General features: G+C 60.4%; 20 protein-coding genes, 1 tRNA gene and 2 pseudogenes. 9 read left to right on the top strand and 14 right to left on the bottom strand.

Annotated elements, in window-relative coordinates; all coding sequences use genetic code 11:
• Positions 1-5: 5 nt before the first annotated feature.
• The 10 genes from GOB85_RS14055 to GOB85_RS14010 all read right to left on the bottom strand — a co-directional run bounded on the left by GOB85_RS14055 (position 6) and on the right by GOB85_RS14010 (position 10,549).
• Positions 6-500 carry an A24 family peptidase gene (locus tag GOB85_RS14055; RefSeq protein WP_173578127.1) on the bottom strand — a complete coding sequence of 165 codons (495 nt, stop codon included), beginning with the start codon at positions 498-500 and terminating at the stop codon, positions 6-8.
• Between the two features lie 37 nt (positions 501-537).
• Positions 538-741: a Flp family type IVb pilin gene (locus GOB85_RS19615; RefSeq protein WP_277875929.1), complete on the bottom strand. Its 204-nt coding sequence runs from the start codon at positions 739-741 to the stop codon at positions 538-540.
• A gap of 203 nt (positions 742-944) precedes the next feature.
• The gene (locus GOB85_RS14045; RefSeq protein WP_173578126.1) at positions 945-1,805 is read right to left on the bottom strand and encodes a copper resistance protein B; all 861 of its coding nucleotides are present in this window, start codon (positions 1,803-1,805) and stop codon (positions 945-947) included.
• Positions 1,802-3,634 carry a copper resistance system multicopper oxidase gene (locus GOB85_RS14040; protein WP_173578125.1) on the bottom strand — a complete coding sequence of 611 codons (1,833 nt, stop codon included), beginning with the start codon at positions 3,632-3,634 and terminating at the stop codon, positions 1,802-1,804. The genes GOB85_RS14045 and GOB85_RS14040 overlap by 4 nt, the downstream gene beginning before the upstream one ends.
• 84 nt (positions 3,635-3,718) lie before the next feature.
• Positions 3,719-4,111 (bottom strand): hypothetical protein, encoded by a 393-nt coding sequence (locus tag GOB85_RS14035; protein ID WP_173578124.1) that lies wholly within the window; start codon positions 4,109-4,111, stop codon positions 3,719-3,721.
• Between the two features lie 341 nt (positions 4,112-4,452).
• Positions 4,453-5,550, bottom strand: coding sequence for a major royal jelly family protein (locus GOB85_RS14030; RefSeq protein WP_242011521.1), 1,098 nt, complete (start codon positions 5,548-5,550; stop codon positions 4,453-4,455).
• Positions 5,551-5,671: 121 nt separating this feature from the next.
• The gene (locus GOB85_RS14025) at positions 5,672-6,628 is read right to left on the bottom strand and encodes an HlyD family efflux transporter periplasmic adaptor subunit (protein WP_173578123.1); all 957 of its coding nucleotides are present in this window, start codon (positions 6,626-6,628) and stop codon (positions 5,672-5,674) included.
• A 117-nt stretch (positions 6,629-6,745) separates the two neighbouring features.
• A complete protein-coding gene (locus GOB85_RS14020; protein WP_173578122.1) occupies positions 6,746-6,946 on the bottom strand; it encodes a DUF1656 domain-containing protein in 201 nt (66 codons plus the stop codon).
• Positions 6,946-8,943 (bottom strand): FUSC family protein, encoded by a 1,998-nt coding sequence (locus GOB85_RS14015; RefSeq protein WP_173578121.1) that lies wholly within the window; start codon positions 8,941-8,943, stop codon positions 6,946-6,948. The genes GOB85_RS14020 and GOB85_RS14015 overlap by 1 nt, the downstream gene beginning before the upstream one ends.
• Before the next feature lie 439 nt (positions 8,944-9,382).
• Complete coding sequence (locus GOB85_RS14010; RefSeq protein WP_173578120.1) at positions 9,383-10,549, bottom strand: GNAT family N-acetyltransferase; 1,167 nt, start codon at positions 10,547-10,549, stop codon at positions 9,383-9,385.
• Between the two features lie 123 nt (positions 10,550-10,672).
• Between GOB85_RS14010 and GOB85_RS14005 the strand changes: the two genes are divergently transcribed.
• Complete coding sequence (locus GOB85_RS14005) at positions 10,673-11,539, top strand: SDR family NAD(P)-dependent oxidoreductase (protein ID WP_173578141.1); 867 nt, start codon at positions 10,673-10,675, stop codon at positions 11,537-11,539.
• A 59-nt stretch (positions 11,540-11,598) separates the two neighbouring features.
• Positions 11,599-12,612, top strand: coding sequence for a glucokinase (locus GOB85_RS14000; RefSeq protein ID WP_173578119.1), 1,014 nt, complete (start codon positions 11,599-11,601; stop codon positions 12,610-12,612).
• Between the two features lie 101 nt (positions 12,613-12,713).
• Here GOB85_RS14000 and GOB85_RS13995 read toward each other — a convergent pair.
• Positions 12,714-12,787 (bottom strand) — tRNA-Cys (locus tag GOB85_RS13995).
• Positions 12,788-12,977: 190 nt separating this feature from the next.
• Between GOB85_RS13995 and GOB85_RS13990 the strand changes: the two genes are divergently transcribed.
• From GOB85_RS13990 to GOB85_RS13970, 5 genes are all read left to right on the top strand, one after another.
• Positions 12,978-13,733, top strand: coding sequence for a protein-L-isoaspartate O-methyltransferase family protein (locus tag GOB85_RS13990; protein ID WP_173578118.1), 756 nt, complete (start codon positions 12,978-12,980; stop codon positions 13,731-13,733).
• 153 nt (positions 13,734-13,886) lie between these two features.
• Positions 13,887-15,326, top strand: a complete 1,440-nt coding sequence (locus GOB85_RS13985; protein ID WP_173578117.1) for a TolC family outer membrane protein — start codon at positions 13,887-13,889, stop codon at positions 15,324-15,326.
• Positions 15,327-15,352: 26 nt separating this feature from the next.
• Positions 15,353-16,375, top strand: coding sequence for a DUF2497 domain-containing protein (locus GOB85_RS19345; RefSeq protein ID WP_242011519.1), 1,023 nt, complete (start codon positions 15,353-15,355; stop codon positions 16,373-16,375).
• A 160-nt stretch (positions 16,376-16,535) separates the two neighbouring features.
• Positions 16,536-19,229, top strand: a complete 2,694-nt coding sequence (locus GOB85_RS13975; RefSeq protein ID WP_173578139.1) for a valine--tRNA ligase — start codon at positions 16,536-16,538, stop codon at positions 19,227-19,229.
• 231 nt (positions 19,230-19,460) lie between these two features.
• On the top strand, positions 19,461-21,422 hold the full coding sequence (locus GOB85_RS13970) for a CocE/NonD family hydrolase (RefSeq protein ID WP_173578116.1): 1,962 nt from the start codon (positions 19,461-19,463) through the stop codon (positions 21,420-21,422).
• A gap of 796 nt (positions 21,423-22,218) precedes the next feature.
• On the opposite strand, the gene msrA is transcribed toward GOB85_RS13970, so the two are convergent.
• Positions 22,219-22,773 (bottom strand): peptide-methionine (S)-S-oxide reductase MsrA, encoded by a 555-nt coding sequence (gene msrA / locus GOB85_RS13960; protein WP_173578114.1) that lies wholly within the window; start codon positions 22,771-22,773, stop codon positions 22,219-22,221.
• Between the two features lie 506 nt (positions 22,774-23,279).
• Here msrA and GOB85_RS13955 point away from each other — a divergent pair.
• Positions 23,280-23,519: a hypothetical protein gene (locus GOB85_RS13955; protein WP_173578113.1), complete on the top strand. Its 240-nt coding sequence runs from the start codon at positions 23,280-23,282 to the stop codon at positions 23,517-23,519.
• A gap of 34 nt (positions 23,520-23,553) precedes the next feature.
• On the opposite strand, the gene GOB85_RS13950 is transcribed toward GOB85_RS13955, so the two are convergent.
• Together GOB85_RS13950 and GOB85_RS13945 are read right to left on the bottom strand one after the other, a co-directional pair.
• Positions 23,554-24,348, bottom strand: coding sequence for a shikimate dehydrogenase family protein (locus GOB85_RS13950; RefSeq protein WP_173578112.1), 795 nt, complete (start codon positions 24,346-24,348; stop codon positions 23,554-23,556).
• Between the two features lie 254 nt (positions 24,349-24,602).
• Positions 24,603-25,256, bottom strand: a pseudogene (locus GOB85_RS13945) (IS5 family transposase).
• 130 nt (positions 25,257-25,386) lie between these two features.
• On the opposite strand from GOB85_RS13945, the pseudogene GOB85_RS13940 reads away from it, so the two are divergent.
• Positions 25,387-25,545 (top strand): annotated as a pseudogene (locus GOB85_RS13940) (IS5/IS1182 family transposase); the annotation flags it as partial.

Genomic DNA, 25,545 nt, shown 5'->3' with positions numbered 1-25,545 from the left:
CAGCTCTATCCGATCAGATTATTAATATTCAATATCGTTCCGAAGGCAATCGCCACAGCATAAGGAAGGCCTGGCAACTGCGGAGAAATTACGGTTTGCGAGTTTTTTCCGTGATATTCAGCATCACGCCGGACACGCCACACTCCTGACAACAGAAAAAAGCGAATCAAATAACCCGCCGCCAGAACAGTCCCGGTCAAAGCAATAGAAAAAAACAAAGAAAAAAGATGGGGAATAGAAACAAGCGGTAAAAGACTAATCAGTAATTTTACGTCACCGCCACCCAGAATACGAAAAACCCATAACAAATACAAAAATGGAGAAAAAACAAGCACGACCTGAATACTTAAAATAAACTCTCCCCTGTTACAGGCAGATAGAAAAGACAGGGCAATCACGATCGCGGGCGCGGAATTATAGATGATCCGCGCCCGCAGATCCGTGAAAGCGGAGACCAGAAGAACAGCAGATACCGCAAAAAAAATAATATTCTGCAGCATCTTTTGTTTTCATCACTCAGAATAATAGAAAGCAGGATCAGCCCGCAGTCGAACCCGTACCCGGCGCATCCGAAATGGAAGTTGCAATTGTGCTGAACAGATTACTCAGACTCGTCCCGACACTCTTCATCGCGCCAAACGCAACAACCGCAATCAATCCGGCAATCAAAGCGTATTCGATCGCCGTCACACCTTCCCGGTCACCCAGAAAAGCGCGAATTTTACGCATAATTGTGACCATGTGTTTTCATCCTGTTATGTCACCGGAGAGAAAACCGTCCCTCCACCGGGGCGCCTGAAGATTTCTCTCCGGCGCACGGGTTGACGTCAGGATTCACGAATTCGATTAATTGCTGGTTAACGGAAGTGGCAATCCCACCCCACGTTCGTTAATTCCCCGTCAAATCCGCAGCCTTTCAAACCACGACAAAGAGCAGAAAACACTCAGAACCAGGACCGCAGACCAAATGCAAACGTCACATCCCCCACAACAGACCCGCGACGCCGGGCAATCTCCGCAGCCTGGCCGAATCTGCCAGAATATGTGATGCCGACATACGGCGCGAGCTTCCGAAACCACTCATACCGGAGTCGCAATCCGGTATCGATGTCGGAGAAACCACGCCCGACACCACGAGCACGGTCTGCGGTCGAATAGAAATTCAGCTCCGCCTGCGGTTGCAGGATAAGACGGTTGGTCAGCAGAATGTCATACGATCCCTGCAAACGAGCCGCCGCCCCGCGATCGCTGAAATACGCCGTCGCTTCAAGATCAAAAAACCAGAGCGCCAGACCCTGAATGCCAGCCGCTCCCCATGCCCTCGCAGGACCATTATCAATATCAAGCCGGACACCGGTCTGAACATCGAAGTAACGTGAAATCGCCCGGTCATAGAGAATCTCATGATCCCCGTCGCCAAAGCGACCGGTCCGGCTGACCGTTCCTTCGGATTTTATCCAGAGCTTATCATAATCAGTACCATACCAGCCCTGCCCGTCATACCGGAACTCACCACCACGACCGTTATAACGCGCCTCAAACTCGTCAAGCAGAGCATGAGCATACAGCATGTGATCCATCACCGGCTGAATTCCCGCGACATACACCACTGGCGCCGGACGCATCGGCGCGGAAGACGATGACGGCACAACCTTCACAGACACAGCAGGCGCCGGAGTCACCCGCCCCCGCGCCACCGGCTTTTTTGTCGCCCCCATCACCATGCCCGGCATCATCTCCATGTCATGCGCTATCGCCGGTGACGCAGCCAGAACCGCAAACGCCGCCACCAGTCCCCGCCTCATGACACCACCACAGTGCGGAACATGCCCACTTCCATGTGGTAGAGGAGATGACAGTGATACGCCCACAAACCCGGCGTATCGACCGTCACCAGAGAGCTCAGCCGTTCCCCCGGCTTCACCGTAATGGTGTGCTTGTAAGGCCGGAACGCACCCTGCCCGTTCTCAAGTTCACTCCAGAACCCGTGTAGATGGATCGGATGCTCCATCATCGTGTCATTGATCAGAATGAACCTGACCCGCTCCCCCAACACCAGGCGAACAGGCTCAGCTTCGGAAAACTTCTTCCCGTCAAACCCCCAGATGAACCGCTCCATATTCCCGGTCAGATGCAGCGTGATCTCGCGTGAAGGCGGGCGCGCATCCTCCCCGGCCCGTGTCGCCCGCAGATCAGCATAAGTCAGACAGCGACGCCCGTTCCCCTCAAGCCCCGCGCCGGGTTCCGTCAGCCGATTCCGTGGCATCATGGCTATACTCTGGACCTCAACCCCTTCCTTCAGCCGCTCGCCGGCTCCGGACTGCGTTACCGGAGCCGGATGAGCCGCCATCCCCGGCATCCGCATCGCCTCAGGCGCACCCCTCCTCGCAGCATGACGCATCCCGTCGCCAGCCATGTCCATGCCAGCCATATCACCCTGCATCGCGGCCCCGGACTCCATCCGGTCATGTCCCGCCGGCCCCCTGTCCATCCCACCCATACCCATGTCGACCATGGTGCGAAGAGGGCGGGGGTCCATCGGCGGCACCGGCCCGAGCTGACCTGGCCGCGTCGCCAGCGTCCCGCGCGCATAGCCGGTGCGATCCTCAGACTGGACAAAAATCGTCCACGGACCCTCTCCCTCCGGCTGCACAATCACATCGTACGTCTCAGCCGGCCCGATCCGGAACTCATCGACCGGAACCGGCTCGACATCCTGCCCGTCCGCGCCGACAACATGCATCGTCAGCCCCGGAATCCGGACGTCAAACAACGTCATCGAGGCCGCATTGATCACCCGCAGCCGCACACGCTCGCCCGGCCGGAACAGTCCCGTCCAGCCCGTTTCAGGCGGCTGCCCGTTCATCAGATAAGTGTAGATAACGCCAGACACATCCGAGATGTCCGTCGGCGCCATGTTCATGGCCCCCCAGCGGAGACGATCCCGCACCGCCAGACCCGGCCCGTCCCGCACCGCATCCCGCACAAAGGTCCCGACCGTGCGTTGCCGGAAATTGTAATAGTCGCTCTGAAACTTCAGACTGGAGACGATCTGCTCCGGATCAGCGTCGGTCCAGTCCGACAGAACCAGAACATAGTCCCGGTCCACAGCCCGCTCCGTCCCCCCTGCGGGATCGATCACCAGCGCGCCATAAAGCCCGGTCTGCTCCTGCATCCCGGAATGACTGTGATACCAGTATGTGCCGCTCTGCCTGACCGGAAACCGGTACGTGAACGTCGCGCCCGACCTGATCCCGGCAAAACTCAGCCCCGGAACACCATCCATATCAGCAGGCAGCCTGATGCCATGCCAGTGCAGCGACGTGGTTTCATCAAGCCGGTTGGTCACCGCTATCTCAACCGTGTCCCCCTCGCGCCAGCGCAGGGTCGGCGCCGGAAGCGATCCGTTGATCCCCGTGCCCGTCATGCGCCTGCCGCCCGCAACAACAGGCACCCGCTCCACAGCCAGAGAAAATCTCGCTGACGATGTCAGAGGAATATCGGTGTGTGGGGCAGACAAAGCCCGCGCCGGACCGCGAGGCAGCACCACACCCGCGCCACAAAGCCCGGCGGCACCCGTAATGAAGCGACGACGTGACAGCGCCAGCCGCTCCCGAAGAGAGAAATTGATCATGACAGACAGCCCGATACTGGTCGGAACAAAAGCCACAGGTCTGAGACCGCGGCCGATCCAGGTTCACATCACCGAAAGGCGATGTCAGGCCATCTGTCGTGGTGGAGGAAGATCCGGTGCTGCTGCAAAATCAGCGAGCAATACGCGCGGATGACCGGAGTAAGTAACCCCCGTCGCCCGCCGCTCAGCGACACGCACTGCAAGCGGCCCGGCAGGCAACGTCGCGGAACAGGCGCTTTGCATGCAGCAGTCATCGCCACCACGATCATGCTCACCATCCGCCCTGCCGGCATGATGCGCCATCACCACTGGCCCATGACCGACCGCGCCGCACGACATGGCCATCACCGGCGAAGCCCTATGCCCCGCAGTCCCCGGAAGCCGGGCCGACGCACCAGGTGCCATCATCACGGCCAGAAGCACCACCACGTGCATCAGCAGGGTCGCAAGCCTCTTTCCCGTTCCGACACCACCCATCCGCCGCAACCCGTTATCGCTCCCGATCTGTCGCTGTCAGCACTCAGACATACCTATAAAGCCTATCCAGGCCGGACAGTTCCGGCAACTCATGGTGCAAAGCTCCGGAGGGTAATCAGGTGAAACGGGGGGCAGCTCCAGGGTCGCAGACTCCTTTGCCCCGCTCTGTTAAAAACAAAAGGTTTGCAAAGGCTCTGGTCGCGTTACGTGTTGGCGCTTTCTCAGGGCTTTGCCCTGGAACCCACCAAAGGTCTCAGACCTTTGGAAACCATTTTATTATTAATCAATCGGAGTGCAGGGGTCTGCGGTCCCTGCCGGACCCGGGCAGAGCCCGGTCTCCGTCAGTTCCCCCGCGCCGGCACAAGCGGCGCAATCCGCACCAGAACGTAAGGCCGCTCCTGCATATCCCGCCCGTCATGAAAAACCGGCAGCCGCGACCACTGACCAACCGTCAGCAGCAACGAGTCCCCGTCAAACGCTATACTGTCCGGCGCAATCAGACGCGAATCCTGCGCGACAATCGACAACGCCCCGTCCGAAGCCCGCCTCACGACCGCATGACGCTCAATATCCGTCAGATACAGACTGCCATCCGGAGCCGTGGCCATGCCATCCATGATGCCAACCTCGCCCTCATCCTTCACAGCCGCCTCAATGGCCACCTCTGACGCCGCCGGATCGGCCAGAACAGCAGTGGGCGCGCTGTAAAGCCGGCGAGACGACAGCGGCGACCAGTAAAGCCGGGACGAATCCGCACTCAGCGCCACACCGTCAACGCCGCCCTGTGCCACCTGCGGATGCTCCGCGTCATACCGCCCCAGATGCCCGTCCGCCTCCATGACAAAACCCGGAACCGGACTGACAGACACCGTCTCAGCCAGAATCCGCCGCGCATGACCACTCGCCAGATCAACCACCACCAGCGCAGGATGCGTCGTCTGCGAGGTGTCACTGATAAATGCAATTCCCGCACTGCCATGCGTCAGATCCACACGCACATCGTTGACATGACTGTCCGCACGCAGCGCCGGCGCCCCGAACGCATAGCGCCGGACGATGCTGTTCGTCTTCGGGTCAATATGCAGCAGCGCCGGCTCCGGCCGCGCCTTGCTGCCAGCCTGAACACCCTCATCAAGCAGCCAGAGCTGCCCGTTCCCGTCCACCGTCATGCCAAGCGGCGAAACCAGTCTGTTCTGTGCAGCCGAGCCGGGAAACGGCGACAAATGCCCCGCTGTCCAGACCGCCAGAACCGGCCCCGGATGACGCTGCGCACTGGTCGGCAAAGACAGCACGATCCGCCCGTCAGGCAAACGCGCGATCCCCGAAGGCTGCGCGTCGGGAAAACGATCGACAATCGTGACGTTGTCCGTCGGAGTCCAGCCATGATCCGTGCTGTCCGCCGCCAGCGCAACACCCGGCACCGACGCCACCGCCAGCATCACCGCCCCGCACAGCCACACACGCAACACGCGACCTCCGCTGACGCACCGTCCGGAAATCGATGAAAACTGACTCATTGCCGGCTCTCCCTGCCCTGGTGAAACGCGGAGTTCTCCCCGCTCATCGTCGCGTGCCGGCCCCGACGCTAAAAACAGTGTCGTGAAGACGGTCAAACGCGTCATGCAGCGTGTCATGCGCCCGATGCCCCTTACTGCCAACCACCGTCACCGTCGCCGTCATGCCCGCCGCAATCGTCACACTCTCCGGAATCCGGTCAATCTCCACCCGGACCGGAATGCGCTGCGCCAGACGCACCCACGTATAAACCGGATCGACAACCGGAAGCCCCTGAACACCGGAACTGGCGTTGGATGTCGCGATACCGCGCGTGATGCTGACAACGTGCCCCTCAAGCGGCTCCCGGAAACCCATCAGATCCACCCGCACCCGGTCTCCGAGATTGATCGAACCAATCTTGGTTTCCTCAAAATACCCATCCACCCAGTAGGACGCATGATCGATCACCGTGATATTGGACTTGCCCGAGGTTGCGAAATCTCCCACCCGCATCGTCAGATTGTTCACCGGCCCTGTCACCGTGCTGCGAACATGGGTGCGGTCAAGATTGATCTTCGCCTGAGAAAGCTGTGCCAGAGCCTGAGCATATTCCGCCCGCGACACCTCCGCCGTGGCCTCGTAAACCTGCTTCTCCTCACGGGACGCCGACGCTTCCGTCAGCCTGTCCCGCCGCTCATGCTGCGCCGCTTTCAGAACCATGTCGGCACGACGCTGATCCGCAACCGCCGTCGCCACCGCCACAGCAACTTTGAAATCAAACGGATCAATATCGTAGAGAATGTCGCCCGCATGCACGATCTGGTTGTCATACACATGCAAAGCAATGATCTGCCCCGATACGCGCGGCGCAATATTGGCTGCCTGCACACGCACCTGCCCGTTCCGCGTCCAGGGAGCGGAGGTGTAGTAGTCCCACAGAACAAAACCCGTAATCGCGGCAATAATCAGAATAATGCCCGTCGTGGTGAACTGAAGAAACCGGCGCGCCCGCTCAAACACGTTTCACACCTCTCACCGCATTGTCCTCTGTCCCGTACCGGGCAAAAACACCCCGCACCCGCCCGGCCTCCGGTTTCTTCCTCACGTCGTCACGCCCTTTCCATGTCCGGCTCACCATCAGAGCAAAATCGTGTAAATACCGGTAAAAATAATCAGCAGCCCGAACTCCGCGAGCGGCACGTTCCACATAAAGCGGTCAAGCCGGGCCTTCGTGATCAGCGGTCTGAGGATTACAACCGTGAAAAGCCCGAGCCCGACATGCACAATGAAGGACGAGACCAGCAGCCCGCCAATGTCGATGACCGATCTCAGCTGCATTACATCGCTCTCCAGCGCATCTCCGGCACCGGAAGAATGTCATAGAGAGAAATGGCGGACCGGTTGCGCTCCAGAAGCCGTATGGCGCCCTCCATGCCCGACACAGCACCAAGAACCGTCGCCATCTCGCCATGAGGAAGATCGACCGACAGCGCCAGCAACTGCTCCGCATGAATCGTCAGCCGCGTGATCGCGGACGACACATTATAAATAATCGTCGAGCGCAGCGCCGCCTCAGCCTCGGTCCGGACATGCGGAATGGTCGCCGCCCGCTCAAGATGGCGCCGGGCGCGGGCCAGCGCGCAGTTCAGATCATCAAGACTGGCCAGCCGTCTGAAAACCCGATCCCGCGCACGGCTCGCGGGAAGGTAAGTGTTCCACAGAAGCACCTTCGTCAGCCGGTCATAATGCCGGCTGATCAGCGCCGAACCCGCCTGCTCCCCATGCCCTTCAAACTGACGGTGAAGATCATGTCCGATGGAAATCGCCACCCGAAAGCGGCGTGAACGCGCCGAAGGCGGCAGCAGCAGCGTCAGCGCGATAAAGATGATCACCGCCGCGAACAGATACTGCTCATTGCGATTGATAAACGCTTCCGGGTCAAAGCTCTGCCTGTCCGCGACACCCAGAATGACGAAAAAAAACACGCCAGCATTAAACCCGATCGCGGATGTCTTCGGATTCAGCAGTAACAGGCACCCGCCAAAAATTACCGGCATCACCGCCAGCGCGAAGAAGATCATGTCCGATCCCTTCGTCAGAACACCAAAATTCAGAATCGCAGCGGTCACAACCGCAAGCGGCATCCCGATCAGCGCTCCCATACCAAACGCCCGCACATTATAGGTCGTGGCCGCCAGAGTGAGCACAATCGCCGTCTGGGAAAGCGCCGAATAACTCTGCGGAATCCCGCTGAGGATGCAAAGCGCCGCCGCCATCGAAAACCCGATCAGCAGCCGCAGTCCGTTCAGCAACGCCATCGTCACATCCTGATGAGAGGCAATCCGGAACTCCGGCGCCTGAGTACTGGCGCGCCCTCCGTTGTGAACGCAGTCCACCCCGTCTTTCGCCCAGCGCCAGTAAGACAGCAGCGCCATCGTGCGCTCCACGAACCACGCCTCCTCAATGCTCAGCCGGGTCTCTTCCCCCGCGGCATCAAGATGCGTCTCCCGGGCCAGCTGCTCCAGATCCTCCACAGCCTTACGGGGCGACCCCACCTCACTCCCGTCTCCGAACGCGCTCCGGACGCGCTGAACAACCGCCTCCGAAATCGTGCCCCGCTCAAGCGCCATCGCAATCGCACGACTGCAATTCATCATTTCCAGAAGGGCGACCATCGCCGACCGGGCACCGATCATGCGCAGGCGACCGTCCGACATCTCCGTACGGGCAAAAGAGACCTGAGACGTCAGCGCCATGATCTCGCCGGCAATACCGGCCAGCGCCACCATGTCCGGAACAGAGCGCCCCGCAACAGCATCGCGCGCAATCCTGCCAACCACCTTCGTGACCGTATCAAGCCCTGAGCACAGCTTCGCCCACGCCGTCGGAGACCCGAAAACATCATTCACGGCAGCCGTTGCGGCAATGCCGATCACAATGGCGGAAACACGATTGACCGTAACGTCGTAAGCCGTCTCCGGCGCATCAATGCAGCCAATGGTGATCAGAGCGACGGTATACCCCGCGAGCATCGCCGCATAAGCCCGGAAATCCCGCTCCAGCGTCCCCATGATGCAGCAGAAAGACAGCCACAGTGCGACCCCGCCAAGCAGGAGCGCACGGTCCTGGCTGAAACACGCGGTCAGCGCCAGAGCCACAAATGCTCCGACAATCGTCCCCGCAAGACGGTAAAGAGCCTTGGACAGCATCTGGCCGCGCAACGGTTGCGCCAGAATCATCACCGTCACAGCCGAGGATCCGGGAGAAGTAATCTGCAACCAGAACGAGGTGGCCAGAGCAACCGCCACGGCCAGCCAGGTCCGCACACAGAACATGAACCAGCCAGGAGGAAAGAATCCGCTCTTAACGCGAGGCAGCCAGAAAAAATTTCTCACAGACCATGGTGACTGGCCTGGTGTCTTTCCAACCGCGCCCACCCCACTTTCCAATCCTGACGGTCATCGCAATAAAAGGCTGTTTCAAAAGCCTCACTGCTGAGCGAGAGCGCCTCTCAGGGCGCGACCGGCGTGTATTTTTGAGCACCCGGGCGGAGCGGCCGTGCGGGCCGTGAGCATCGGAGCGCAGAAAACGAGCGTCGGATCGTCGACAGAGGGGCTTTTGAAACAACCTCTAAGGCAGGACCCGTTCATCGGCTGTCATTCACAGAATTACAAATGACAAAGCGTGACGACTCATGCAGAAAAGATCACCGAGATATTCTCCCTGTGCTCATCAAAAAGCAGTCATAACTGACCGATACCTGTCAGAATCGCCTCACAGCTCCCGCGAATACACACGATGACGCTTGCAGGGCGCCGGGACGATTCGCTCGATCAGCCGACGCATCGGCAGATTGGTCTCCAGAACCCAGCCCAGCTCGATCATCTCATACGGAAGCTCATGCCCGCGATTCATGAGTTCACGAATCAGCAGCGCAGGCAACATTGCGCCAAGCGCCGTCCCGGACAGCCCCTTGCTGACACCCAGCAGGATCACCCGCGCCGACCGGAACTCATGCCGCAGAAGACGCACACCCAGCTTCGCCCATCCAAACGGCGACGGAGCTCCGCCGAGATCGCCGGCGACATCAAACACATTCGGCACCACAAGCGCGACGCCCGCCGGCTCGCCATCCTGCTCGACCAGAACGAAATGCTCATCCCGCAGAATTGGCCGGATCTCGTGAATCATCGCGGCCATCTCATCGGACGTATACGGTAAAAACCCCCAGGTATCGCGCCAGGTGCCATTATAAAGACTGCGGAGGATCTCCCCGTCCCGCAACATATTCCGCGAATCCAGACGCCGCACCGATAATGAGCCCAGCCGCCCCTCGCCAACCTGCAGAGCCCGCGGAACGAGATGCGCCGCCTCCGCATCCGGTCCCATCGCCATGTGATAGGACAGAACATCCATCGTCTTCGTCATACCGGCCGACCGGATCGCCTGGTCCAGCCATGTCGGATGCCACGGCATCATCACCATCGGCAGAGCGGTCTGCCCCTCAATCATGATTCCATATTCGCCGTTGCTGTTGAGCGTCCACGGTCCCAGCATCGTCGTCATGCCCCGCTCGCGCAGCCAGCCCGCCGCCGCCTCCAGCAACATCGGCACAACCTCCGGGTCCGCCGTGTCCAGCGCGCCAAAGAAACCCGTCTGCGGGCTGAGACCCGTCTCCGGAGAAACATTGCGCGTCAGATGGTCAATCTGCGCCGAAATCCGCCCGACCGGCCGCCCGTCCAGCGTCGCCAGAAAATACTGCGCCTCACCATGCCGGAAAAAAGCGGAGTGTTTCGGATCAAGCAGTGCGCGCTGCTCCATATCCAGCGGCGCCATATATCCAGGCATCCCGGCGTAAACGCGCCGGGGAAGCCGGATAAATGTCGAAAGCTGACGGAACCCGTTAACCGGCGTGATGACAATGCGCGCTCGCTGGGTCATGAACTCTCCCTGAAAGCGCGCGCAAACCCGCACGCGGACACCTGCCTCGGGCAGGTGTAATGTTGTGGCATGGACATACCGTTGAACGAAACCGCTGCCAACGTGACGACAGGCAACCGCCTCATGGCGAAGGCACGACATATCCTCACACGGCTCAAAGGCTCAAGCCGCCGGGACAAATCAATCCGGAATTCAGCCAGAATTTCAGACCGCACCCTGGCCCGAATCCTGATCACCGGCGCATCAGGGGGCATCGGACAAGCCCTCGCCCTCCGCTATGCAGCGCCGGGACGAACGCTGGTGCTCTGGGGACGAAATGCCACGAAACTCCGGATTCTGGCTGCGTCATGCCAGGAACGCGGAGCGCATGTGCTCACGCGGGAAGTCGATCTGACCGACGGACAGGCCGCCCTCCGGGCCCTCCGTGAGGACGACGACAGCACGCCGCTCGATACCGTCATCCTCTGCGCCGGCCTGTCGGACATGAAACAGGGCCACGAAAAAACCGAACAGGCCGAAACCGTCCTTGAACTCGGCCTGGTGAATTATGCCACTCCCGCCGCCCTGACCATGGCCGCAGCAGACCGGATGGCACAGCGCGGCGGCGGCTCCATTGCCCTGATCGGCTCCGTCGCGGCCTATCACGATCTGCCCTTCGCCGCCGGATATGGCGGCTCAAAAGCAGGACTCGCCCGATTCGCCAGCTCAGCCCGCCTCGCCCTCGCCCCGCTCGGCGTGCGCCTGACCCTCATCGCTCCCGGTTTCGTCGACACCGCCATGAGCCAGCGCATCATCGGCCCGAGACCGTTCCTCGTCACACCCGACGCCGCCGCCGCCCGCATCATCAGCGCACTGAAACGTGACCAGCCGGAAATCATCTTTCCATGGCCCTTCGCCGTTCTGCGCATCATCGACCAGCTCACCCCCCGCATCCTGCGTGACGCCATCATGCGCCGGGTTTCCGCCGATCAGCGCCCCAGGGGAGACTAACAGACCACCTGCGACCTGCCGGACAGCCTCGGAGCCCACACCAGCGAAGAGGATGATCAATGCCAGACGGACAACACACTGCCACGCGGGAGGTCATCGCAGCCGATATCGGCGGAACCCACGCGCGATTCGCCATAGCCGGCATTGAAAACGGACAGGTCGTCTCACTCGGAGACCCCTGCACCCTGCGCGTCGCGGATTATGACACGCTCAAAGAAGCCTGGCGCGCATTTGGCCAGAGAATCGGCCGCTCGCTGCCCGGACAGGCCGCCATCGCCCTCGCCTGCCCCATCCAGGGCGACGTGCTGACCATGGCCAACAACCCCTGGACCGTCGTCCCCGCCGATCTCCCGCGCGACCTGGATATCGACCCGCCCCTGCTGCTCAACGATTTCGAAGCCGTTGCCCACGCCATCGCCAGCCTACACTCGTCCTGCCTGCCCCATCTCTGCGGCCCGGATCGCCCTCTGCCGAAAAACGGAACCATCGTCGCCATCGGCCCCGGAACCGGACTCGGCACCGCCTCCATCATCCGAAGAGACGGACGAACCCTCGTCTGCGGCGCGGAAGGTGGCCATATGGGCTTCTCCCCCTTCAACGATTTTGAGGATCGTCTGCTCGACCGGCTCCGCACCGTGCATGGCCGCGTCTCGGCGGAGCGGATCATTTCAGGACCCGGAATCATCCCGCTCTGCGCGCAACTCTCCGAAGAAAACGGCGAAGCGTGGCGCGATCTGGATGACAAACAACTCTGGACGCTGGCGCTGGAAGGCCATGACAGAGTGACCCGCGAAGGCATGGCCCGCTTCTGTCAGGCACTGGGCGGTTTCGCGGGCGATATGGCCCTGGCCCACTGCGCCACCGCCGTTGTCGTCGCAGGCGGCCTCGGCAAACGCCTGATGGACGTGCTGCCCACCTCCGACTTCGGCGAACGCTTCATCGCAAAAGGCAGATTCGAGTGCATGATGCGTAAAATCCCCGTGAGAATGATCCGCTACCCGGAGCCGGGACTATTCGGCGCAGCATCCGCTCTGGCGCAACAGCCCGCTACCGGAAACACACTGAAAACATGAAGACAAAGGCTCTGTTGACCTGTGATTTTCAGAGATCAACATGTTGCGGGAACAACGCCGCTACAAAGGAAGGAATTTCCGGACCGCTTTCATAAAAGCGATGGAGGTCCGGGCGGGAATCGAACCCACGTACGCGGATTTGCAGTCCGCTGCATCACCATTCTGCCACCGGACCCCGAACGGGGTTGCGCTATATCCACCAGCAAGGCATCGCTGGTCAAGCCACTGATCGCGCATCCCTTACCGGGCTGCCGCTTGACGGGCATGACCAGCGTGAGATTTCTGGTCACGGACCAAAGCGCGGGCCGGAGCCCGCACGACACAGAAGCACTTACCAGAGAATGAAAAGGCCCCGGAGCGCGCTGATGAGCCAGACACAATCACAGACAGCAGAATCCAGCCGGAGCCCGCTCATTGCGTCTCTCCCCTCCGATCACTCCGAATTCAGCGAGATCCGTCAGCGGATGGTCGACGATCAGGTGCGTCCCCTGGAGGTTAACGATCCGCGCATCATCACAGCGATGCGAAACCTGCCGCGTGAACTGGCGGTTCCCCCGGCCGAGCGCGGTTTCGCCTACGCTGATCGTACCCTGCCGCTCGGCAACGGGCGCTATCTGCTCCAGCCCATGCTCACCGCACGCATCGTCCAGACCGCACGCATCGCGGCAGGCGAGCGCGTCCTCATCGTCGCGGCCGGAACAGGCTACCTCGCCTCAGTCGTCGCCAGCCTCAACGCGCATGTCGTGGCCCTCGAATCAGAAGCAGAACTCGTCCGACAGGGCCATGCCTACACGGATGTCACAGCCCCCGGCATTATCTGGCATCAGGGCCCCCTCGCGGAGGGTGCGCCCGAAAACGCCCCCTACGATATCATCATCTTCGATGGCGCGATCCGGGAGATTCCCTCTTTCTGCGTGACCCAGCTCGCCGCAGACGGACGGATCGTCGGCATGATGGGCAAAAGCGGAGACATCTGCTCCGCCTTTCTCGCGGAACCCGACCGGGCCGGAACAGCTAATGGCGCAGCCGGCACCTTCGAAGGCTGGGCCACACGCCTCAGCTTCGACGCCCCCGCGCCCCTGATTCAGGAACTCCTCCCGATACCCGCCTTCGCGTTCTGACAAATTCCCGCAACGAATTCCTGCAATCTGTAGTTTTTTTCCGTTGCAGCAATGCACTGTTAAGGTCGGCAGTGGAAAATCCCTTTTGAGCGTGGCATAAGCCCGAACCGGGACGCCTGCACAAACGCGGATCGGGTAGCGGAGAGAGTTTAGATGAAATATTCCTGCGGCTTAGGGTTGGGACTTGCAGCCTTGCTGTACAGCTCGACGGCTCTGGCCCAGAAATATGACGGAAGCGGCGAGCCCAGCTTTATCCCGCATACATTGCAGGAAGCGCTGTCCTCGGCTTACCTCACCAACCCGACCCTGCAGCAGGAACGCGCCACCCTGCGCGCGACGGATGAAAGCGTCCCGACCGCCCTCGCCGGCTGGCGCCCGAAAATTCAGGGCAGCTTCGATCCCAGTTACTACAAGGGACTCAACAACTATCGCGGCAATGATGATTCCGGTGTCGGCGGCTACACCCGCCGCTACAGCACCCCGGGTTATGACGCCCAGGTCCAGATCACGCAGCCACTCTACAGCGGCGGCAAAACAACCTCGGCAACCCACCAGGCCGTCAACCAGGTCATGGCGGAACGCGCCAAACTGGTCTCAACCGAACAGCAGGTCTTCACGGACGTCGTCAACGCCTATGTGCAGGTCATCGAGGATGAGCAGCTCCTCCAGCTGAACATCAACAACGAACACGTTCTTCAGGAGCAGCTCCGCGCCACCAACGAACGGTTCCACGTTGGTGAAATTACCCGCACAGACGTCGCGCAGGCCGAGTCCGCATACGCAACGGCAAAAGCAACACGCCAGCAGTCGGAAGGCACTCTGCAGACCGCGCAGGCAACCTACATGCAGATAGTAGGCATGGCACCACCGCCCAATCTGGTACCGCCGCAACCTCTTCTGTTGCCGGTGAAATCAGAAGCGCAGGCCGTGGCCATGGCCGTAAAAAACAATCCGGACGTTATTAACGCCTTGTTCACCGAAGCCTCTCAGAAAGATGCCGTCGGCGTGGCCATGGCGGCCCTGATGCCAACAGTCTCCGTAAGCGGCACTTACATGAAATCGGTCAACCAGGAACTGAATAACCAGATCAACGAAGATAAATACGCCACTCTGGATATCAACGTGCCCATCTACCAGGGCGGTTCCGAATATGCAGCCATCCGCCAGGCGAAGCAGCAGGTTCTGGCCTCCCGCCGGGCTGTTGATGTCCAGCGCCGGAAAGCTGCCCAGGCCGCCGCCTCCAACTGGCAGAGGCTGGTCTCCTACAAGGCCGCCATTGAAAGCAACCGCGCCGCCATTCAGGCTGGCACCATCGCGCTTGACGGCGTGGAACGGCAGGCCATCGTCGGCACAAGCACCACCCTCGAAGTCCTCCAGCAGCAAAGCACCCTGCTCCAGGCACAGGTTGCCCTGGTCCAGAGCCTGAGCAACATGGTCACCGCGTCCTACAATGTCGCCTCGGCGATCGGGCGCCTCACCGCCGTCGATCTGCACCTGAACGTGCCGCTGTATAATGAACAGGCGTATTATAACGCCGTCAAAGACAGACTGTGGGGAATCAGTGATTACGCGGTCAATCAGCCGGGCCGTTGAGGTAGTGGTGCAAAGAAAGTCATGTGATGACAGAAAATAACGAAACAAGATCCGAAGACGGTTCAATAGAAACGGTCCTGTCCTCAATCCGCCGCATCCTTAAAGAGGGCAAAACCTCCCAGCCTGACGCAGTTCCGGAAACAAAGACTGCTGAAGCGGCAACACCCGCGCCGCAACCGGTTCATGATTCACTGCCTGCACTGATTCCTGCCCCACCGGTCGAAGACCTGGATGATGATGACGACAGCGTCCTCGTGCTGGATTCATCCATGCTGGCGACCGATGAGGATGACGACGAGGACCCTTATGACGAACACGAGGAAGCCCCGTCCGGTCCAGGCACAGTAGCGACGGAAGCCCCCCCGGCACCGGCAGAACCGGCCACCCCCCCGCATCCCGATCCTGCTCAGGCAGAGCCACCCGTTGCCGCGCAGCCGCCACAGGAGGTCGCACCTCAGGCGGCAGAGCCCGCAATTGCAGTGCCTGCCGCTGTGGCTGAAGAAGCGCCGGCGGCACCGGTCATCGCTGAGCCCGTCGTATCCGCACCGCCTCCTGTGCCGGCGGCACCTCCGGAACCTGCTGCCGAAGCCGCCAGACACGCGGGGGCTGTTGAAAATGTACCGTCTCCGATACAAGAGTCAGAACAGACAACCGAAGCTCCTGCTAAAAAACAGTGGAGCTTCCCGAAAGCACGCCCAGGGGTGACGATGAGCGAAGACAGGGACGCGTCAGAAACGCATGCCGGATACACAGCCGGAACGGCACCATCTGACGCCGATGCACCGGCCCCCGTACAGATTCCACTGGACAAGCAGACCATTGGCGCTACGGAACATTCCTTTGGCGCCCTGCAGCAGATGCTGCGTCGCAAACAATCCGTCGAACACAGGGAGAGAAGAGTGGCTATCACGCGTGGTGGAAACCTGACCATCGAAGACATCGTGCGCGACGAAGTGCGCGCATTCCTCAAGGAATGGCTGGATCAGCATCTGTCCAGCATCGTTCAGCAGGCCGTTCAGAAAGAGATCGAGCGCCTCAGCGACCGGTAATCACCGGAGAAGCCCGCCCTCCCAGGCACAGGCGGTCAGTCATGATTACCTGTTCCGGATTGCCGGCTCCTATGCGAGAAAAGCGATACTGAAAACGCGGCGCTGCGTTCAGCGCCGCGTTTTTCTGTTTGGATGACCTCTTTTGCAGTTAGAACAGGCGATGCTCAGCAAGACGTTTCAGACCACCGAAACCGAATCCCGGCTCTACAGCCTCTGGGAAACCGAAGGCAGCTTTGCCGCAGACCCCGGAAGCCCGGGCGCGCCATACACCATCATGATCCCGCCGCCCAACGTCACCGGCACGCTCCATATGGGCCACGCCCTGACCATGACAATGCAGGACACCCTCATCCGCTGGCGCCGCATGCAGGGCCGCGACACCCTCTGGCAGCCTGGAACCGACCACGCCGGTATCGCCACCCAGCTTGTCGTCGAACGCAAACTCGCCACCGAAGGCACCACCCGGCAGCAGCTCGGACGCTCCACCTTCCTTGAGCGCGTGTGGGAATGGAAAGCCGAATCCGGCAACGGCATCACAAAGCAGCTCCGCCGCCTCGGCTCCTCGCTCGACTGGTCGCGTGAACGCTTCACCATGGACGAAGGCCTCTCCCGTTCCGTCCGCGAGGTCTTCGTCACCCTCTTCCGTGAAAAGCTGATTTATCGCGACCGCCGTCTGGTCAACTGGGATCCACATTTCCGCACAGCCATCTCCGACCTCGAAGTCGGGAACAAGGAAATGCGCGGCCATCTCTGGCATATCCGCTATCCCGTCGAAGGCACCGAAGACCAGTTCATCACCGTCGCCACCACACGTCCGGAAACCATGCTCGGTGACACCGCCGTCGCCGTTCACCCGGAAGACGAACGCTACACCGCCCTCATCGGCAAATCCGTCATCCTGCCCCTCACTGGCCGCCGCATCCCCATTATCGCCGACACCTATTCCGACCCGGAAAAAGGCACAGGCGCCGTCAAGATCACCCCGGCCCACGACTTCAACGATTTCGAGGTCGGCAAACGCCACGCCCTGCCGATGATCTCCGTGCTGGATGAAGGCGCTGCCATCACTCTCGCCGAGATCGGGGACGATCTGCATGCCGTCACAGACCTCGCAGATCCCGCCTTCACCCGCACGCTGGAAGGCCAGTCCCGCGAAGACGCCCGCAAAGCCATCGTCGCCGAACTCGACCGCCTCGGCTTCCTCGTCGAAGTCGAAGCCCACACCAACCAGATCCCCCACGCCGAACGCGGGGGCGCCGTCGTCGAACCGCGCCTGACCACCCAGTGGTACTGCGACGCCGCCACTCTTGCCGGCCCCGCCATCGAAGCCGTGGAAAACGGCAAAGTCACCTTCGTCCCGAAACAGTGGGAAAATACCTTCTTCGCCTGGATGCGCGACATCCAGCCATGGTGCATCTCCCGCCAGCTCTGGTGGGGACACCAGATCCCCGCCTGGTACGCCCCCGACGGCACCGTCTTCGTCGGCTATGACGAAGCCGACGCCCAGGCCCAGGCCACCGCGCATTACGGCGAGACCACCGACCTCACCCGCGACGAAGACGTCCTCGACACCTGGTTCTCCTCCGCCCTCTGGCCGTTCTCCACCCTCGGCTGGCCCGATAAAACGCCGGAACTCGACCGTTACTACCCGACCGATGTCCTCGTTACCGGCTTCGACATCATCTTCTTCTGGGTCGCCCGGATGATGATGATGGGCCTGCACTTCATGAAAGACGTGCCGTTCCACACCGTCTTCATCCACGGCCTGGTGCGCGACGAACGCGGCCAGAAAATGTCGAAGAGCAAAGGCAACGGCATCGACCCGCTCGATCTGCTCGACCAGTACGGCGCCGACGCCACCCGCTTCACCATCTGCGCCCTCACCGGCGTCGGGCGTGATCTCAAATTCGGGCCGAAACGCGTCGAAGACCACCGCGCCTTCGTCACCAAACTCTGGAACGCCGCCCGCTTCTGTGAAATGAACGAGGTGAAAGCCGTCCCTGGTTTCGACCCCGCAAAAGCCGAAAACCCCCTCAGCCTCTGGATCATTCACGAAACAACAAACGCTGTCGAAGACGCCACAAAAGCCCTCGAAGCCTTCCGCTTCGACGACTACGCCGGCGCCTGTTACCGCTTCGTCTGGAATCGCTTCTGTGACTGGTATCTGGAACTCTCCAAGCCACTCTTCACCGGAGAAGACACCAAAGTCGCCGACGAACTCCGCGCTGTTACCGCCTGGGTGCTCGACACCATCCTCCGCCTCCTCCAGCCCGTCATGCCCTTCGTGACCGACACGCTCTGGCACGAATTCGGCTTCGGACCTGAAGGCAGACTCATGACCGCCGCATGGCCACAGCCCGTCACCATCCCGGGCACGGAAGTAGCCGTCGCGGAAATCGACTGGCTGACACGCTTCATTTCCGAAATTCGCACCGTCCGCTCAGAAATGAACGTCCCGCCGTCGCGCCTCGCCCCCGTCCTTCTGAAAGACGCCTCCACAACCACAATGGACCGCGCAAAACGCTGGGCCGAAACCATCGGCCGCATGGCCCGCGTCTCAGAAGTCGAAGCCCTCACCGGCGACGTCCCCCACGGCTCCGCCCAGACCGTTGTCGACGAAGCCACCCTCGTCCTGCCCCTGGCCGACCTCATCGACCTCGACGCCGAACGCGCCCGCCTGGGTAAGGAACTCGACAAAGCCGAAGCCGAAATAGCGAAGACTGAGAAGAAACTCGGCAACGCCGACTTCATTGCCAGAGGCAAACCCGAAGTGGTCGGGGAAACCCGCGAACGCCTCACCACCCAGACCGGCGAGCGGGATCGCCTCAAAGCCGCTCTCTCAAGGCTGGGCTAAAGCTGCCGGTGATGACCGACAAAGGTCACAGACTTTTGCAAAGGCTTTCATAAACACAAATCGGAGTGCAGGGGCCTGCGGTCCCTGCCAGAGCGCGGGGCAGAGCCACGCAATCCTGCCGACAGACCTTTATTCCCCCCCTGAAACAGGGCAACAAAGATACATCCGCCCGCTGTAAATCACGGGCACCAGTTCAGTAAAAAACACAAAGAGCATGGAACACACACCGCGATGAACCACCCACGCCCGGCACACCGCAAAACCACACTTGCCCTCGCAGCCCTGCTCCCGCTGACCGCAGCCCTCAGCAGCACTGCACACGCCGCCCAGCCAGACCCGCTGCTCGTCCAGACCGGAAACGACATCCCCCCGCACGTCACCTTCCCCACCGACCAGCGCGACTACATCAAACGCGAAGCCATGATCCCCATGCGCGACGGCGTGAAACTCTACACCGTCATCGTCATCCCAAAGAGCGCGAAAAGCGCCCCCATTCTCCTCACCCGCACCCCCTACCACGCTAAAGAACGCGCCAGCCGCACCCCCAACGCCTTCACGATGCGCAACCTCCTGCCCCAGGGCGACGACGTCTTCGTCGAAGGCGGCTACATCCGCGTCTTCCAGGACATCCGTGGCAAATACGGCTCCGAAGGCGACTACGTCATGACCCGCCCCCCGCGCGGCCCCCTCAACCCCACCAGCACCGATGAAACCACCGACGCCTGGGACACCATCGACTGGCTGGTGAAAAACACCCCCGAATCCAACGGGCGCGTCGGCATGACCGGCTCCTCCTACGAAGGCTTCACCGTCGTGATGGCCCTCCTCGACCCGCACCCCGCCCTCAAAGTCGCCGCCCCCGAAAGCCCCATGGTCGACGGATGGATGGGCGATGACTGGTTCCATTACGGCGCCTTCCGCCAGGGGAGCCTCGATTACTTCACCTCACAGATGACCGTGCGCGGCGAAAGCGACTCCATCCCCCGTATCGATCGTGACGACTACACCAACTTCCTGAAAGCAGGCTCCACGGAAGCCTTCGCGCAAAAGGCCGGCCTCGACCAGTTCCCCTTCTGGCAGCGCATGCACGCCCACCCCGCCTACGATCAGTTCTGGCAGGAACAGGCCCTCGACAAACTGCTCGCAAAACGCAAACCCACCGTCCCCACGCTCTGGGAACAGGGCCTGTGGGATCAGGAAGACATGTGGGGCGCCATCCATTCCTGGGAGGCCCTCAAAGCCACCGCCGGATCAGTGCCCAACACTCTCGTCATGGGCCCCTGGCGCCACAGCGGCGTCAACTATAACGGCTCCGCCCTCGGTCCCCTCGCCTTCGAAGGCGACACCGCCGAACAATACCGCCGCGACGTCTTCCGCCCCTTCTTCGATCAGTATCTGAAGCCCGGCGCCCCCGCCGTCACCCTGCCATCCGCCATCATCTACAACACCGGCCTCCAGCGCTGGGACCGCTACGCGAAATGGCCCCTCGCCTGCGAAACCGGCTGCAACGCCCCCCTCAGACCGCTCTACCTCTCCGCCGGTAACAGCCTCTCCTTCACACGTCCCGCCACCGACGCCGCCGACACCTATATCTCCGACCCGGCCCACCCGGCCCCCTTCGTGCACCGCCCCTTCGCCTTCAGCGAAAGCGCGAAATGGAAACCATGGCTCGTCCAGGATCAGCGTGAAGCCGAATCCCGCCCCGACGTCCTGACCTACGAAACAGCTCCGCTCGACGCTCCCGTCACCGTCAGCGGCTCCCCCGTCGCCGACCTCTACGCCGCCACAACCGGCACGGACTCAGACTGGGTCGTCAAACTCATCGACGTAAACCTGCCCACAACCGCCGACACCCCCGACATGGGCGGCTACGAACTCGCCGTCTCCATGGACATCTTCCGGGGCCGCTACCGCAAAAGCTTCTCACAGCCCTCCCCGATCGAAGCGAACAAAACCGAGCACTACCGCTTCACTCTCCCCGGCGTGAACCATGTCTTTGCAAAAGGTCACCGGATCATGGTCCAGATCCAGTCCTCTTGGTTTCCGCTCTATGACCGCAACCCGCAGCACTATGTCGAAAACATCTTCGACGCGAAGCCAGCCGATTACATCAGGGCAACCCAGAGCATCCATCGCGGCGGCGCGGCAGCCACGTCCGTGCTTCTGCCTGTTGTTCCGGCCACAGGTAAATGAGTTCAAAAAAGGCCTGACTTTTGGCATGGGTAAAACCCGTTGTTTGGTGCCGGGGTTTGATGGTGCATTATTTTCACGCGAGTGAAAGGAAGCCCTGTGGGACAGAGATACGTCGTGGTAGCGCCACGACCAGGCACGCGGTGCGAGCAGCAATACAGCGATGGCAAGCTTCGCCCGAGACACCGCACGGCCTCACACTCTGTGAATACATCTGCAAAATATGGACTTCAGAGCCCGAAAGATTCATCTTCAGCCCAAGCCATCAGACCCATGCTGGCTGCCGATGCCGTTCTCTGCACTGACACCGCCGCCGTCTATGCCCGCATCGCACGTGAGGCAGGTATTCATCATGAAGCCGTCAATCCTGCTGCAGGTGAACGGGTCAGGGATCACGCCTTCCACATCCAGAACGTCAACGCCTCTCACAGCAGGTTCAGGGACTGGGTGCGGCGCGTCAAAGGCGTCGCCACAAAATATCTCGCGAGCTATTCTCGCATGGAGACGCATGATCGAGGCACCCGGCGCCGCACTCACTCCAGAAACAATCCTCATCGCCTGCCAACAGCCATAAACGATCAACACGTTATACCAGAGGCTGTGAAGACTGACCTGTCGATAAGAGTATCCGGGCTCAGCCCGGACCCGGCAGGGACCGCAGGCTTCTGCACCCCGGTTTGCTGATCATAAAACGGTTTGCAAAAGCGAGCCTTTGCCGGGTTCCAGGGCAGAGCCCTGCCAGTCCCGCACCTCCCGGCCTCACACAGGTCAAAGGCAAGACCATCTGTTCGTATAGCTATTATTTCTGCAATTCCGCGAAAGTTTTTCGCATTTTCAGGACTTTGGGGGCGACGACGGCCTGGCAGTAAGGGTTGCCGGGATTCCGAGCGAAGTAATCTTCATGTTTGGCTTCGGCAGCCCAGAAGGTGGTGAGCGGTTCGATCTGTGTGACGAGGGGGGCGTCCCATAGGTTCGATTTTTCGATTTCACTTCGGACTTCTGTGGCGGTTTTGTGCTGGGCTTCGTCGGCGCAGAAGATGACGGAGCGGTACTGGGTGCCTACGTCGTTGCCCTGGCGATTGAGGGTGGTCGGGTTGTGAAGGGTAAAGAAGATGCGCAGGAGCTGGGCGTAGGAGATGATGGCGGGGTCGAAGGTAATTTCGACGACTTCGGCGTGGCCGGTTTTGCCGGTGCAGACCTGTTCGTAAGTGGGGTGTTCGGTATGACCGCCGGCGTAGCCGGAGCGGGCAGAGAGGACGCCTTTGATGGAGAGGTAGACGGCTTCGACGCACCAGAAGCAGCCGGCGCCGAGGATAGCGGTTCTGGTTTGGGAGGCTGGCGTGGTGGTGGTCATGGTGCGGTTGCTCGTCTGATGGGTGTGGCGTGGGTGCTGCTGTTCCCGTGGCTCCGTCGGAGGGCGGGCCTCTGAAAAACTGGGGGTTTGGGGGAGGCGGGTCAAGGGTGAGGTGTTGGACCTGGCGGGGGAACGGGGCTCTCTGCACCCTGATTTGTGGATCAACAGACTGGTTTCCGAAAGCTCTGTTCGCGTTACGTGCTGATCTGTGATTTTTCAAAGGGTTAGTGGAAAACCGGGCTCTGCCCGGACCTGGCTGGGGTCGTCACGCGAAGGCGTGCTGCACACGATGCCCCTTCACCCCGATCTGTTGATAATAAAAATGGCTTCCAAAGGTCTGCGACATCTGGTGCGTTCCAGGGCAAAGTCCTGAGTTCCCTGCCGGGCTCGCGCTGAGCTTCATAATTTCTGACAATCGATACTCTGCCGCGATTTTTGTGGCGTGTAATGAGAAAAAACAGGCAGTCTGGGTAAAGAGATGGCTGTTTTTGCGGAGGACCGTTTCCATGACGGGTCGCGTGTCGAAACCCTGGTTTGCGCCAAAGCAATTTGGTTATGGAGCGGGCTGGCCTGTTGCGTGGCAGGGCTGGGTGCTTCTGCTTTCCTTCTTCGGTGTTGTGCTGGTCATTATCGCTCTGGTCTCCGGTCTGGAGCAGAGTCTGGGTATTTTTGGAGCAACAGTGATTTTCGGGGCCATTGCGGCCCGGAAAACCGAAGGTGGCTGGCGGTGGCGCTGGGGGAAATGACAGCGTGGGTCGGTATCCGTTCCGGGTCAGGGTACTATTCTGCTGTCAGAAAATCGAAAATTGCCGAGAGCTGGCCAGCCAGCATGTGACGTCCCGAATGGGTGCGGCAGCCAGCCTGGCTGGCGGCTTTCAGGAGTGGCGTCTGTTCGGGGACCATGACCACTTCAGCGACGAGCATCGGCGGATGGAGATGGGCCGGATCGACAGGGAGAGGATCGTTTTCACGCAGGCCAAGAGAGGTGGCGTTGATGACGATATCGTGTTTATCCGGGTTACCATTTTGCGAAATAGAAAGGTCAGGGAAAGATTTTTTCAGGCGTGTTGTGAGGTCGTCGAGTTTGTCCTGTGAGCGGTTGGTGATGGTGATGTGAGCTGCGTCGGCTTCGGCGAGGGCGAAAGCGATAGCCAGAGCGGCGCCTCCGGCTCCGGCCAGGAAGATGCGGCGGTCTTTGATGACTTCTCCGGCGTTTTTCAGGCCGTTGACGAAGCCGACACCGTCGAGGAGGTCTCCCGTGAGGCTGCTGTCAGCTTCGCGGCGGAGGACATTGACGGCTCCGGCGGCTTCGGCCCGGTGGGAGAGGCGGTCGCAGAGAGAGACGATGGCCGTTTTATGGGGGACGGTCACGACGGCGCCACCGAAGTTTTGCATGACTCTGATGCTGGCGGCAAAGGTGGCGAGATCCTGGCCCGGGGCGATGCCGACCGGGACCATGACGCCGTCATAATGACGTTTGGCGAACAGGGTATTGAGTTTTTGCGGGGTCAGAACGTGGGTGACCGGGTGGCCGAGTGTGGCGAAGAGTTTTGTTTTTCCGCTGATGGGTGTCATCCGGAGGTTCCCGCTTTCAGGGCTGGCTGAGGAAAATAATTTCCTCAGAATGCTTTTTCTGGAGGCAGGATGCAAAACTGGCTGTGGTTTTCAGAACCGGCTTCTGCGTGTGATGGTTGGCAGAGATCGCGGCTCTGCCAACCCGCGTCGAGGCTGGAACATGGGGAAAGAGCCTCAGGGCTTGTCTTATGACTTTTCCTTCGCGGTAAGTGATAAAGGGCCGTTCAGCCTGGGCGGCCACCCAGGCTCCGGACTCATTCTTTGAGATAGAAGACGAAAACTGCAGCAATATGAATTGCGGACATGAAGGTATGAGCGCGTCTGTCATATCGGGTTGCCACACGCCGCCAGTCTTTAAGCTTTGCGAACATGTTTTCGACGTGATGGCGCTTTTTGCAGAGATGTCAGCCGTAAGGCCGCTTTGATTTCCGATTTTTCTTCGGTGGAGTGCCGCCTGTAATATTTCGATCTGTGAGGCCCTGCCTGATCCGGTTGCTGTCGTATCCCCGGTCCCCGATGACTTCTTGTGTTTCATCCGGAAGATCCGCCAGCAGAACATCGGCTCCTTTGAAATCACTGACCTGCCCTGCGGTCAGATGGAGCCGGACAGGCCGTCCCTGACCATCACAAACAGCATGAAGCTTTGAATTCAGGCCAGCTTTCTCACTCAGAGCACGAAAATCCGGTCGAAGACGCCCAGGTGGCTCCAGCGAATGAACCGGTTGTAGAGTGTCTTGTGCGGGCCATACGCTTTCGGGGCATCTTTCCACTGAAGCCCGTTGCGGATCACGTAAACGATCCCACTCAGAACACGCCGTGTCATCTACCCGCGGAACACCGTGCGCCAGCGGAAAATAAGGCTTAATCCGCTCTATCTGACGCTCGGATAGCAAAAACACAACACTCACAGTGTTCGCTCCTCTACGACTGCCTGTGAATCACTGATTTCCAATGAATATAACGGATTAACAGGTCCTTACCCTAGCAGCCTGTCGGGTTGGGGTACCCTGTGAAGGGGTAAGGTTGTAAGGTGGTGAGATGAGCAGCTTCATCCCGTCTGACCGGTCTCAGCCGTATCTTCTGCCGCCTGATCTGAAGTCGTGGCTTCCTGCTGACGATATGGCGCATTTCATTGTCGCAGCCGTTGAGCGGGTTCCGATGAGTGCGTTCTGCGTGCCAGTGCGCACGGGAGGCAAG

The sequence above is a fragment of the Acetobacter fallax genome, assembly GCF_011516735.1.
Taxonomy (GTDB): domain Bacteria; phylum Pseudomonadota; class Alphaproteobacteria; order Acetobacterales; family Acetobacteraceae; genus Acetobacter; species Acetobacter fallax.
The sequence above is the reverse complement of the archived record's forward strand: the minus strand, read 5'-3'. Positions and strand labels throughout refer to the sequence as shown.